The sequence below is a fragment of the Shigella sp. FC1567 genome, assembly GCF_001743015.1.
Lineage (GTDB): Bacteria > Pseudomonadota > Gammaproteobacteria > Enterobacterales > Enterobacteriaceae > Escherichia > Escherichia coli.
In genome coordinates this window covers 17436-31171 of record NZ_MIIV01000221.1, presented here as the reverse complement: position 1 = coordinate 31171, position 13736 = coordinate 17436, and the positions used below count along the sequence as shown (strand labels likewise).

At 51.3% G+C, this 13736-nt stretch carries 10 protein-coding genes; all 10 read left to right on the top strand.

Annotated features, from left to right (window positions below; translation table 11 throughout):
- Window positions 1–118, top strand: a 118-nt coding sequence (locus BHE85_RS13625) for an EF-Tu C-terminal domain-related protein (protein ID WP_000531012.1), incomplete at its 5' end; no start/stop codon positions are given.
- A gap of 229 nt (window positions 119–347) precedes the next feature.
- A complete protein-coding gene (secE, locus tag BHE85_RS13620) occupies window positions 348–731 on the top strand; it encodes a preprotein translocase subunit SecE (RefSeq protein ID WP_001275702.1) in 384 nt (127 codons plus the stop codon).
- Between the two features lies 1 nt (window position 732).
- Window positions 733–1278 carry a transcription termination/antitermination protein NusG gene (gene nusG, locus BHE85_RS13615; RefSeq protein WP_001287516.1) on the top strand — a complete coding sequence of 182 codons (546 nt, stop codon included), beginning with the start codon at window positions 733–735 and terminating at the stop codon, window positions 1276–1278.
- Between the two features lie 159 nt (window positions 1279–1437).
- The gene (rplK, locus tag BHE85_RS13610; RefSeq protein ID WP_005009509.1) at window positions 1438–1866 is read left to right on the top strand and encodes a 50S ribosomal protein L11; all 429 of its coding nucleotides are present in this window, start codon (window positions 1438–1440) and stop codon (window positions 1864–1866) included.
- 3 nt (window positions 1867–1869) lie between these two features.
- Window positions 1870–2574, top strand: coding sequence for a 50S ribosomal protein L1 (gene rplA / locus BHE85_RS13605; protein WP_001096684.1), 705 nt, complete (start codon window positions 1870–1872; stop codon window positions 2572–2574).
- A gap of 412 nt (window positions 2575–2986) precedes the next feature.
- Window positions 2987–3484 carry a 50S ribosomal protein L10 gene (gene rplJ, locus BHE85_RS13600; RefSeq protein WP_001207201.1) on the top strand — a complete coding sequence of 166 codons (498 nt, stop codon included), beginning with the start codon at window positions 2987–2989 and terminating at the stop codon, window positions 3482–3484.
- Window positions 3485–3550: 66 nt separating this feature from the next.
- A complete protein-coding gene (gene rplL, locus BHE85_RS13595) occupies window positions 3551–3916 on the top strand; it encodes a 50S ribosomal protein L7/L12 (protein WP_000028878.1) in 366 nt (121 codons plus the stop codon).
- Window positions 3917–4235: 319 nt separating this feature from the next.
- The gene (gene rpoB, locus BHE85_RS13590) at window positions 4236–8264 is read left to right on the top strand and encodes a DNA-directed RNA polymerase subunit beta (RefSeq protein ID WP_000263098.1); all 4029 of its coding nucleotides are present in this window, start codon (window positions 4236–4238) and stop codon (window positions 8262–8264) included.
- Between the two features lie 76 nt (window positions 8265–8340).
- Window positions 8341–12564 carry a DNA-directed RNA polymerase subunit beta' gene (gene rpoC, locus BHE85_RS13585; protein ID WP_000653944.1) on the top strand — a complete coding sequence of 1408 codons (4224 nt, stop codon included), beginning with the start codon at window positions 8341–8343 and terminating at the stop codon, window positions 12562–12564.
- 212 nt (window positions 12565–12776) lie between these two features.
- The gene (locus tag BHE85_RS13580) at window positions 12777–13316 is read left to right on the top strand and encodes a heat-shock protein C (RefSeq protein WP_001307500.1); all 540 of its coding nucleotides are present in this window, start codon (window positions 12777–12779) and stop codon (window positions 13314–13316) included.
- Window positions 13317–13736 lie beyond the last annotated feature (420 nt).

Sequence of the window (13736 nt, the reverse complement as noted above, 5' to 3'; positions counted from 1 at the left end):
CATCAAAATGGTTGTTACCCTGATCCACCCGATCGCGATGGACGACGGTCTGCGTTTCGCAATCCGTGAAGGCGGCCGTACCGTTGGCGCGGGCGTTGTAGCAAAAGTTCTGAGCTAATTGCCGATAACATTTGACTCAATGCGCACTAAAAGGGCATCATTTGATGCCCTTTTTGCACGCTTTCGTACCAGAACCTGGCTCATCAGTGATTTTCTTTGTCATAATCATTGCTGAGACAGGCTCTGTTGAGGGCGTATAATCCGAAAAGCTAATACGCGTTTCGATTTGGTTTGCCTCGCGATCGCGGGGTGAAAATGTTTGTAGAAAACTTCTGACAGGTTGGTTTATGAGTGCGAATACCGAAGCTCAAGGAAGCGGGCGCGGCCTGGAAGCGATGAAGTGGGTCGTTGTGGTGGCATTGCTCTTGGTGGCGATTGTCGGCAACTACCTTTATCGCGACATTATGCTGCCGCTGCGTGCGCTGGCCGTAGTAATTCTGATTGCTGCAGCGGGTGGTGTCGCGCTGTTAACGACAAAAGGTAAAGCTACCGTTGCTTTTGCCCGTGAAGCGCGTACCGAAGTCCGTAAGGTCATTTGGCCGACTCGCCAGGAAACATTGCACACCACGCTGATTGTGGCTGCGGTTACCGCAGTAATGTCACTGATCCTGTGGGGACTGGATGGTATTCTGGTTCGCCTGGTATCCTTTATCACTGGCCTGAGGTTCTGAGATGTCTGAAGCTCCTAAAAAGCGCTGGTACGTCGTTCAGGCGTTTTCCGGTTTTGAAGGCCGCGTAGCAACGTCGCTGCGTGAGCATATCAAATTACACAACATGGAAGATTTGTTTGGTGAAGTCATGGTACCAACCGAAGAAGTGGTTGAAATCCGTGGCGGTCAGCGTCGCAAAAGCGAACGTAAATTCTTCCCTGGCTACGTCCTCGTTCAGATGGTGATGAACGACGCGAGCTGGCACCTGGTGCGCAGCGTACCGCGAGTGATGGGCTTCATCGGCGGTACTTCCGATCGTCCTGCGCCAATCAGCGATAAAGAAGTCGATGCGATTATGAACCGCCTGCAGCAGGTTGGTGATAAGCCGCGTCCGAAAACGCTGTTTGAACCGGGTGAAATGGTCCGTGTTAATGATGGTCCGTTCGCTGACTTCAACGGTGTTGTTGAAGAAGTGGATTACGAGAAATCTCGTCTGAAAGTGTCTGTTTCTATCTTCGGTCGTGCGACCCCGGTAGAGCTGGACTTCAGCCAGGTTGAAAAAGCCTAACCCAGCGATCAAAAAAGCGGCGATTTAATCGTTGCACAAGGCGCGAGATTGGAATACAATTTCGCGCCTTTTATTTTTATGGGCCTTGCCCGTAAAAACGATTTTTTATATCACGGGGAGCCTCTCAGAGGCGTTATTACCCAACTTGAGGAATTTATAATGGCTAAGAAAGTACAAGCCTATGTCAAGCTGCAGGTTGCAGCTGGTATGGCTAACCCGAGTCCGCCAGTAGGTCCGGCTCTGGGTCAGCAGGGCGTAAACATCATGGAATTCTGCAAAGCGTTCAACGCAAAAACTGATTCCATCGAAAAAGGTCTGCCGATTCCGGTAGTAATCACCGTTTACGCTGACCGTTCTTTCACTTTCGTTACCAAGACCCCGCCGGCAGCAGTTCTGCTGAAAAAAGCGGCTGGTATCAAGTCTGGTGCCGGTAAGCCGAACAAAGACAAAGTGGGTAAAATTTCCCGCGCTCAGCTGCAGGAAATCGCGCAGACCAAAGCTGCCGACATGACTGGTGCCGACATTGAAGCGATGACTCGCTCCATCGAAGGTACTGCACGTTCCATGGGCCTGGTAGTGGAGGACTAAGAAATGGCTAAACTGACCAAGCGCATGCGTGTTATCCGCGAGAAAGTTGATGCAACCAAACAGTACGACATCAACGAAGCTATCGCACTGCTGAAAGAGCTGGCGACTGCTAAATTCGTAGAAAGCGTGGACGTAGCTGTTAACCTCGGCATCGACGCTCGTAAATCTGACCAGAACGTACGTGGTGCAACTGTACTGCCGCACGGTACTGGCCGTTCCGTTCGCGTAGCCGTATTTACCCAAGGTGCAAACGCTGAAGCTGCTAAAGCTGCAGGCGCAGAACTGGTAGGTATGGAAGATCTGGCTGACCAGATCAAGAAAGGCGAAATGAACTTTGACGTTGTTATTGCTTCTCCGGATGCAATGCGCGTTGTTGGCCAGCTGGGCCAGGTTCTGGGTCCGCGCGGCCTGATGCCAAACCCGAAAGTGGGTACTGTAACACCGAACGTTGCTGAAGCGGTTAAAAACGCTAAAGCTGGCCAGGTTCGTTACCGTAACGACAAAAACGGCATCATCCACACCACCATCGGTAAAGTGGACTTTGACGCTGACAAACTGAAAGAAAACCTGGAAGCTCTGCTGGTTGCGCTGAAAAAAGCAAAACCGACTCAGGCGAAAGGCGTGTACATCAAGAAAGTTAGCATCTCCACCACCATGGGTGCAGGTGTTGCAGTTGACCAGGCTGGCCTGAGCGCTTCTGTAAACTAATGCCTTTACGTGGGCGGTGATTTTGTCTACAATCTTACCCCCACGTATAATGCTTAATGCAGACGTATATCCGAGATATTCGGGTTGTGGCAAGGCGGCAACTGAGTGAGTCGCCAAGAGCATAGCTAACTATGTGACTGGTGCGAATGAAGGAAGCCAACGCCGCCACAAGTTGAATAGCGACGGATAGAAAAGATTTGTTCGTTGGAGCTTGGCCTATCCAGGCCTCCGTCGAAGACCGCAGGAGTTTCGCAAGAAACTTAATCCCCTGCGTAGACGGTGACAGAACGCTAAGATTATTCTTTTATATTCTGGCTTGTTTCTGCTCACCGTAATTAAGACGCTCTCTCCGTTTGGAGGAGTGAAGTGAGTTCCAGAGATTTTCTCTGGCAAACATCCAGGAGCAAAGCTAATGGCTTTAAATCTTCAAGACAAACAAGCGATTGTTGCTGAAGTCAGCGAAGTAGCCAAAGGCGCGCTGTCTGCAGTAGTTGCGGATTCCCGTGGCGTAACTGTAGATAAAATGACTGAACTGCGTAAAGCAGGTCGCGAAGCTGGCGTATACATGCGTGTTGTTCGTAACACCCTGCTGCGCCGTGCTGTTGAAGGTACTCCGTTCGAGTGCCTGAAAGACGCGTTTGTTGGTCCGACCCTGATTGCATACTCTATGGAACACCCGGGCGCTGCTGCTCGTCTGTTCAAAGAGTTCGCGAAAGCGAATGCAAAATTTGAGGTCAAAGCCGCTGCCTTTGAAGGTGAGCTGATCCCGGCGTCTCAGATCGACCGCCTGGCAACTCTGCCGACCTACGAAGAAGCAATTGCACGCCTGATGGCAACCATGAAAGAAGCTTCGGCTGGCAAACTGGTTCGTACTCTGGCTGCTGTACGCGATGCGAAAGAAGCTGCTTAATCGCAGTTATCTTTTTAACGCATTCGCTTACGTATAAACTTATTCTGATATTCAGGAACAATTTAAATGTCTATCACTAAAGATCAAATCATTGAAGCAGTTGCAGCTATGTCTGTAATGGACGTTGTAGAACTGATCTCTGCAATGGAAGAAAAATTCGGTGTTTCCGCTGCTGCTGCTGTAGCTGTAGCTGCTGGCCCGGTTGAAGCTGCTGAAGAAAAAACTGAATTCGACGTAATTCTGAAAGCTGCTGGCGCTAACAAAGTTGCTGTTATCAAAGCAGTACGTGGCGCAACTGGCCTGGGTCTGAAAGAAGCTAAAGACCTGGTAGAATCTGCACCGGCTGCTCTGAAAGAAGGCGTGAGCAAAGACGACGCAGAAGCACTGAAAAAAGCTCTGGAAGAAGCTGGCGCTGAAGTTGAAGTTAAATAAGCCAACCCTTCCGGTTGCAGCCTGAGAAATCAGGCTGATGGCTGGTGACTTTTTAGTCACCAGCCTTTTTGCGCTGTAAGGCGCCAGTAGCGTTTCACACTGTTTGACTACTGCTGTGCCTTTCAATGCTTGTTTCTATCGACGACTTAATATACTGCGACAGGACGTCCGTTCTGTGTAAATCGCAATGAAATGGTTTAAGCGTGATAGCAACAGGCATTGCGGAAAGTGTTCCATTTTCCGGTCAACAAAATAGTGTTGCACAAACTGTCCGCTCAATGGACAGATGGGTCGACTTGTCAGCGAGCTGAGGAACCCTATGGTTTACTCCTATACCGAGAAAAAACGTATTCGTAAGGATTTTGGTAAACGTCCACAAGTTCTGGATGTACCTTATCTCCTTTCTATCCAGCTTGACTCGTTTCAGAAATTTATCGAGCAAGATCCTGAAGGGCAGTATGGTCTGGAAGCAGCTTTCCGTTCCGTATTCCCGATTCAGAGCTACAGCGGTAATTCCGAGCTGCAATACGTCAGCTACCGCCTTGGCGAACCGGTGTTTGACGTCCAGGAATGTCAAATCCGTGGCGTGACCTATTCCGCACCGCTGCGCGTTAAACTGCGTCTGGTGATCTATGAGCGCGAAGCGCCGGAAGGCACCGTAAAAGACATTAAAGAACAAGAAGTCTACATGGGCGAAATTCCGCTCATGACAGACAACGGTACCTTTGTTATCAACGGTACTGAGCGTGTTATCGTTTCCCAGCTGCACCGTAGTCCGGGCGTCTTCTTTGACTCCGACAAAGGTAAAACCCACTCTTCGGGTAAAGTGCTGTATAACGCGCGCATCATCCCTTACCGTGGTTCCTGGCTGGACTTCGAATTCGATCCGAAGGACAACCTGTTCGTACGTATCGACCGTCGCCGTAAACTGCCTGCGACCATCATTCTGCGCGCCCTGAACTACACCACAGAGCAGATCCTCGACCTGTTCTTTGAAAAAGTTATCTTTGAAATCCGTGATAACAAGCTGCAGATGGAACTGGTGCCGGAACGCCTGCGTGGTGAAACCGCATCTTTTGACATCGAAGCTAACGGTAAAGTGTACGTAGAAAAAGGCCGCCGTATCACTGCGCGCCACATTCGCCAGCTGGAAAAAGACGACGTCAAACTTATCGAAGTCCCGGTTGAGTACATCGCAGGTAAAGTGGTTGCTAAAGACTATATTGATGAGTCTACCGGCGAGCTGATCTGCGCAGCGAACATGGAGCTGAGCCTGGATCTGCTGGCTAAGCTGAGCCAGTCTGGTCACAAGCGTATCGAAACGCTGTTCACCAACGATCTGGATCACGGCCCATATATCTCTGAAACCTTACGTGTCGACCCAACTAACGACCGTCTGAGCGCACTGGTAGAAATCTACCGCATGATGCGCCCTGGCGAGCCGCCGACTCGTGAAGCAGCTGAAAGCCTGTTCGAGAACCTGTTCTTCTCCGAAGACCGTTATGACTTGTCTGCGGTTGGTCGTATGAAGTTCAACCGTTCTCTGCTGCGCGAAGAAATCGAAGGTTCCGGTATCCTGAGCAAAGACGACATCATTGATGTTATGAAAAAGCTCATCGATATCCGTAACGGTAAAGGCGAAGTCGATGATATCGACCACCTCGGCAACCGTCGTATCCGTTCCGTTGGCGAAATGGCGGAAAACCAGTTCCGCGTTGGCTTGGTACGTGTAGAGCGTGCGGTGAAAGAGCGTCTGTCTCTGGGCGATCTGGATACCCTGATGCCTCAGGATATGATCAACGCCAAGCCGATTTCCGCAGCAGTGAAAGAGTTCTTCGGTTCCAGCCAGCTGTCTCAGTTTATGGACCAGAACAACCCGCTGTCTGAGATTACGCACAAACGTCGTATCTCCGCACTCGGCCCAGGCGGTCTGACCCGTGAACGTGCAGGCTTCGAAGTTCGAGACGTACACCCGACTCACTACGGTCGCGTATGTCCAATCGAAACCCCTGAAGGTCCGAACATCGGTCTGATCAACTCTCTGTCCGTGTACGCACAGACTAACGAATACGGCTTCCTTGAGACTCCGTATCGTAAAGTGACCGACGGTGTTGTAACTGACGAAATTCACTACCTGTCTGCTATCGAAGAAGGCAACTACGTTATCGCCCAGGCGAACTCCAACCTGGATGAAGAAGGCCACTTCGTAGAAGACCTGGTAACTTGCCGTAGCAAAGGCGAATCCAGCTTGTTCAGCCGCGACCAGGTTGACTACATGGACGTATCCACCCAGCAGGTGGTATCCGTCGGTGCGTCCCTGATCCCGTTCCTGGAACACGATGACGCCAACCGTGCATTGATGGGTGCGAACATGCAACGTCAGGCCGTTCCGACTCTGCGCGCTGATAAGCCGCTGGTTGGTACTGGTATGGAACGTGCTGTTGCCGTTGACTCCGGTGTAACTGCGGTAGCTAAACGTGGTGGTGTCGTTCAGTACGTGGATGCTTCCCGTATCGTTATCAAAGTTAACGAAGACGAGATGTATCCGGGTGAAGCAGGTATCGACATCTACAACCTGACCAAATACACCCGTTCTAACCAGAACACCTGTATCAACCAGATGCCGTGTGTGTCTCTGGGTGAACCGGTTGAACGTGGCGACGTGCTGGCAGACGGTCCGTCCACCGACCTCGGTGAACTGGCGCTTGGTCAGAACATGCGCGTAGCGTTCATGCCGTGGAATGGTTACAACTTCGAAGACTCCATCCTCGTATCCGAGCGTGTTGTTCAGGAAGACCGTTTCACCACCATCCACATTCAGGAACTGGCGTGTGTGTCCCGTGACACCAAGCTGGGGCCGGAAGAGATCACCGCTGACATCCCGAACGTGGGTGAAGCTGCGCTCTCCAAACTAGATGAATCCGGTATCGTTTACATTGGTGCGGAAGTGACCGGTGGCGACATTCTGGTTGGTAAGGTAACGCCGAAAGGTGAAACTCAGCTGACCCCAGAAGAAAAACTGCTGCGTGCGATCTTCGGTGAGAAAGCCTCTGACGTTAAAGACTCTTCTCTGCGCGTACCAAACGGTGTATCCGGTACGGTTATCGACGTTCAGGTCTTTACTCGCGATGGCGTAGAAAAAGACAAACGTGCGCTGGAAATCGAAGAAATGCAGCTCAAACAGGCGAAGAAAGACCTGTCTGAAGAACTGCAGATCCTCGAAGCGGGTCTGTTCAGCCGTATCCGTGCTGTGCTGGTAGCCGGTGGCGTTGAAGCTGAGAAGCTCGACAAACTGCCGCGCGATCGCTGGCTGGAGCTGGGCCTGACAGACGAAGAGAAACAAAATCAGCTGGAACAGCTGGCTGAGCAGTATGACGAACTGAAACACGAGTTCGAGAAGAAACTCGAAGCGAAACGCCGCAAAATCACCCAGGGCGACGATCTGGCACCGGGCGTGCTGAAGATTGTTAAGGTATATCTGGCGGTTAAACGCCGTATCCAGCCTGGTGACAAGATGGCAGGTCGTCACGGTAACAAGGGTGTAATTTCTAAGATCAACCCGATCGAAGATATGCCTTACGATGAAAACGGTACGCCGGTAGACATCGTACTGAACCCGCTGGGCGTACCGTCTCGTATGAACATCGGTCAGATCCTCGAAACCCACCTGGGTATGGCTGCGAAAGGTATCGGCGACAAGATCAACGCCATGCTGAAACAGCAGCAAGAAGTCGCGAAACTGCGCGAATTCATCCAGCGTGCGTACGATCTGGGCGCTGACGTTCGTCAGAAAGTTGACCTGAGTACCTTCAGCGATGAAGAAGTTATGCGTCTGGCTGAAAACCTGCGCAAAGGTATGCCAATCGCAACGCCGGTGTTCGACGGTGCGAAAGAAGCAGAAATTAAAGAGCTGCTGAAACTTGGCGACCTGCCGACTTCCGGTCAGATCCGCCTGTACGATGGTCGCACTGGTGAACAGTTCGAGCGTCCGGTAACCGTTGGTTACATGTACATGCTGAAACTGAACCACCTGGTCGACGACAAGATGCACGCGCGTTCCACCGGTTCTTACAGCCTGGTTACTCAGCAGCCGCTGGGTGGTAAGGCACAGTTCGGTGGTCAGCGTTTCGGGGAGATGGAAGTGTGGGCGCTGGAAGCATACGGCGCAGCATACACCCTGCAGGAAATGCTCACCGTTAAGTCTGATGACGTGAACGGTCGTACCAAGATGTATAAAAACATCGTGGACGGCAACCATCAGATGGAGCCGGGCATGCCAGAATCCTTCAACGTATTGTTGAAAGAGATTCGTTCGCTGGGTATCAACATCGAACTGGAAGACGAGTAATTCTCGCTCAAACAGGTCACTGCTGTCGGGTTAAAACCCGGCAGCGGATTGTGCTAACTCCGACGGGAGCAAATCCGTGAAAGATTTATTAAAGTTTCTGAAAGCGCAGACTAAAACCGAAGAGTTTGATGCGATCAAAATTGCTCTGGCTTCGCCAGACATGATCCGTTCATGGTCTTTCGGTGAAGTTAAAAAGCCGGAAACCATCAACTACCGTACGTTCAAACCAGAACGTGACGGCCTTTTCTGCGCCCGTATCTTTGGGCCGGTAAAAGATTACGAGTGCCTGTGCGGTAAGTACAAGCGCCTGAAACACCGTGGCGTCATCTGTGAGAAGTGCGGCGTTGAAGTGACCCAGACTAAAGTACGCCGTGAGCGTATGGGCCACATCGAACTGGCTTCCCCGACTGCGCACATCTGGTTCCTGAAATCGCTGCCGTCCCGTATCGGTCTGCTGCTCGATATGCCGCTGCGCGATATCGAACGCGTACTGTACTTTGAATCCTATGTGGTTATCGAAGGCGGTATGACCAACCTGGAACGTCAGCAGATCCTGACTGAAGAGCAGTATCTGGACGCGCTGGAAGAGTTCGGTGACGAATTCGACGCGAAGATGGGTGCGGAAGCAATCCAGGCTCTGCTGAAGAGCATGGATCTGGAGCAAGAGTGCGAACAGCTGCGCGAAGAGCTGAACGAAACCAACTCCGAAACCAAGCGTAAAAAGCTGACCAAGCGTATCAAACTGCTGGAAGCGTTCGTTCAGTCTGGTAACAAACCAGAGTGGATGATCCTGACCGTTCTGCCGGTACTGCCGCCAGATCTGCGTCCGCTGGTTCCGCTGGATGGTGGTCGTTTCGCGACTTCTGACCTGAACGATCTGTATCGTCGCGTCATTAACCGTAACAACCGTCTGAAACGTCTGCTGGATCTGGCTGCGCCGGACATCATCGTACGTAACGAAAAACGTATGCTGCAGGAAGCGGTAGACGCCCTGCTGGATAACGGTCGTCGCGGTCGTGCGATCACCGGTTCTAACAAGCGTCCTCTGAAATCTTTGGCCGACATGATCAAAGGTAAACAGGGTCGTTTCCGTCAGAACCTGCTCGGTAAGCGTGTTGACTACTCCGGTCGTTCTGTAATCACCGTAGGTCCATACCTGCGTCTGCATCAGTGCGGTCTGCCGAAGAAAATGGCGCTGGAGCTGTTCAAACCGTTCATCTACGGCAAGCTGGAACTGCGTGGTCTTGCTACCACCATTAAAGCTGCGAAGAAAATGGTTGAGCGCGAAGAAGCTGTCGTTTGGGATATCCTGGACGAAGTTATCCGCGAACACCCGGTACTGCTGAACCGTGCACCGACTCTGCACCGTCTGGGTATCCAGGCATTTGAACCGGTACTGATCGAAGGTAAAGCTATCCAGCTGCACCCGCTGGTTTGTGCGGCATATAACGCCGACTTCGATGGTGACCAGATGGCTGTTCACGTACCGCTGACGCTGGAAGCCCAGCTGGAAGCGCGTGCGCTGATGATGTCTACCAACAACATCCTGTCCCCGGCGAACGGCGAACCAATCATCGTTCCGTCTCAGGACGTTGTTCTGGGTCTGTACTATATGACCCGTGACTGTGTTAACGCCAAAGGCGAAGGCATGGTGCTGACTGGCCCGAAAGAAGCAGAACGTCTGTATCGCTCTGGTCTGGCTTCTCTGCATGCGCGCGTTAAAGTGCGTATCACCGAGTATGAAAAAGATGCAAACGGTGAATTAGTAGCGAAAACCAGCCTGAAAGACACGACTGTTGGCCGTGCCATTCTGTGGATGATTGTACCGAAAGGTCTGCCTTACTCCATCGTCAACCAGGCGCTGGGTAAAAAAGCAATCTCCAAAATGCTGAACACCTGCTACCGCATTCTCGGTCTGAAACCGACCGTTATTTTTGCGGACCAGATCATGTACACCGGCTTCGCCTATGCAGCGCGTTCTGGTGCATCTGTTGGCATCGATGACATGGTCATCCCGGAGAAGAAACACGAAATCATCTCCGAGGCAGAAGCAGAAGTTGCTGAAATTCAGGAGCAGTTCCAGTCTGGTCTGGTAACTGCGGGCGAACGCTACAACAAAGTTATCGATATCTGGGCTGCGGCGAACGATCGTGTATCCAAAGCGATGATGGATAACCTGCAAACTGAAACCGTGATTAACCGTGACGGTCAGGAAGAGAAGCAGGTTTCCTTCAACAGCATCTACATGATGGCCGACTCCGGTGCGCGTGGTTCTGCGGCACAGATTCGTCAGCTTGCTGGTATGCGTGGTCTGATGGCGAAGCCGGATGGCTCCATCATCGAAACGCCAATCACCGCGAACTTCCGTGAAGGTCTGAACGTACTCCAGTACTTCATCTCCACCCACGGTGCTCGTAAAGGTCTGGCGGATACCGCACTGAAAACTGCAAACTCCGGTTACCTGACTCGTCGTCTGGTTGACGTGGCGCAGGACCTGGTGGTTACCGAAGACGATTGTGGTACCCATGAAGGTATCATGATGACTCCGGTTATCGAAGGTGGTGATGTTAAAGAGCCGCTGCGCGATCGCGTACTGGGTCGTGTAACTGCTGAAGACGTTCTGAAGCCGGGTACTGCTGATATCCTCGTTCCGCGCAACACGCTGCTGCACGAACAGTGGTGTGACCTGCTGGAAGAGAACTCTGTCGACGCGGTTAAAGTACGTTCTGTTGTATCTTGTGACACCGACTTTGGTGTATGTGCGCACTGCTACGGTCGTGACCTGGCGCGTGGCCACATCATCAACAAGGGTGAAGCAATCGGTGTTATCGCGGCACAGTCCATCGGTGAACCGGGTACACAGCTGACCATGCGTACGTTCCACATCGGTGGTGCGGCATCTCGTGCGGCTGCTGAATCCAGCATCCAGGTGAAAAACAAAGGTAGCATCAAGCTCAGCAACGTGAAGTCGGTTGTGAACTCCAGCGGTAAACTGGTTATCACTTCCCGTAATACTGAACTGAAACTGATCGACGAATTCGGTCGTACCAAAGAAAGCTACAAAGTACCTTACGGTGCGGTACTGGCGAAAGGCGATGGCGAACAGGTTGCTGGCGGCGAAACCGTTGCAAACTGGGACCCGCACACCATGCCGGTTATCACCGAAGTAAGCGGTTTTGTACGCTTTACTGACATGATCGACGGTCAGACCATTACTCGTCAGACAGACGAATTGACCGGTCTGTCTTCGCTGGTGGTTCTGGATTCCGCAGAACGTACCGCAGGTGGTAAAGATCTGCGTCCGGCACTGAAAATCGTTGATGCTCAGGGTAACGACGTTCTGATTCCGGGTACCGATATGCCTGCGCAGTACTTCCTGCCGGGTAAAGCGATTGTTCAGCTGGAAGATGGCGTACAGATCAGCTCTGGTGACACCCTGGCGCGTATTCCGCAGGAATCCGGCGGTACCAAGGACATCACCGGTGGTCTGCCGCGCGTTGCGGACCTGTTCGAAGCACGTCGTCCGAAAGAGCCGGCAATCCTGGCTGAAATCAGCGGTATCGTTTCCTTCGGTAAAGAAACCAAAGGTAAACGTCGTCTTGTTATCACCCCGGTAGACGGTAGCGATCCGTACGAAGAGATGATTCCGAAATGGCGTCAGCTCAACGTGTTCGAAGGTGAACGTGTAGAACGTGGTGACGTAATTTCCGACGGTCCGGAAGCGCCGCACGACATTCTGCGTCTGCGTGGTGTTCATGCTGTTACTCGTTACATCGTTAACGAAGTACAGGACGTATACCGTCTGCAGGGCGTTAAGATTAACGATAAACACATCGAAGTTATCGTTCGTCAGATGCTGCGTAAAGCTACCATCGTTAACGCGGGCAGCTCCGACTTCCTGGAAGGCGAACAGGTTGAATACTCTCGCGTCAAGATCGCAAACCGCGAACTGGAAGCGAACGGCAAAGTGGGTGCAACTTACTCCCGCGATCTGCTGGGTATCACCAAAGCGTCTCTGGCAACCGAGTCCTTCATCTCCGCGGCATCGTTCCAGGAGACCACTCGCGTGCTGACCGAAGCAGCCGTTGCGGGCAAACGCGACGAACTGCGCGGCCTGAAAGAGAACGTTATCGTGGGTCGTCTGATCCCGGCAGGTACCGGTTACGCGTACCACCAGGATCGTATGCGTCGCCGTGCTGCGGGTGAAGCTCCGGCTGCACCGCAGGTGACTGCAGAAGACGCATCTGCCAGCCTGGCAGAACTGCTGAACGCAGGTCTGGGCGGTTCTGATAACGAGTAATCGTTAATCCGCAAATAACGTAAAAACCCGCTTCGGCGGGTTTTTTTATGGGGGGAGTTTAGGGAAAGAGCATTTGTCAGAATATTTAAGGAATTTCTGAATACTCATAATCAATGTAGAGATGACTAATATCCTGAAACTGACTGAACTAATTGAGTCAAACTCGGCAAGGATTCGATACTATTCCTGTGTAACTTTCTTAAGGAACGAGAATGAAACAGGAAGTGGAAAAGTGGCGACCTTTTGGACATCCGGATGGTGATATTCGTGATTTATCATTTCTTGATGCTCATCAGGCTGTCTACGTTCAGCATCATGAGGGCAAAGAGCCTTTAGAGTATCGCTTTTGGGTTACCTACTCTCTTCACTGCTTCACAAAAGATTATGAACATCAGACGAACGAAGAAAAACAATCGTTAATGTACCACGCGCCTAAAGAATCTCGTCCCTTCTGCCAGCACCGTTATAACTTAGCGCGCACACACTTAAAAAGAACTATTTTGGCGCTGCCAGAAAGCAACGTTATTCATGCCGGGTATGGTAGCTATGCCGTGATTGAGGTGGACTTAGACGGAGGAGATAAGGCATTTTACTTTGTTGCGTTCAGGGCTTTCAGGGAAAAGAAAAAACTCCGTTTGCATGTAACTAGCGCTTATCCCATTTCTGAAAAACAGAAAGGTAAATCAGTGAAATTTTTCACCATTGCCTACAACTTATTGAGAAATAAGCAGCTTCCTCAGCCCTCAAAATAACAAAACCCACCTTAAGGTGGGTTTCGCCAGAGAATTATCTCTGGTATTCAGAACGCCATTACCGGACTTTGCCTTGACCTTGCGATAATCGCAGGTTGCGGGATGTCTGAATTTCTTCAGTCTGCTGCATCCTGGAAGATGAGAACATGTGTTCTTATTTTCGTCTCTATCATAGTTGAGTATTTACTCTCTTACAATCAGATCTCTTTCATTGCTCAACAGGCGATGGCTTCAGACTTTGCATTACGGAATTTTTAAGAAAGGCAGGGCGAAACGAGGAAGAAGCTTTTCGCCCTGGACAACATTCCTGCTGACGGCACTACCATAAAAAAACACAACGCTTTCAACAACCTTGCGTTTTTCATCTTCCGTAGCGGCTCGGAATAAATTTACGTTCTTACATTCCGTCTCATAGTCTTT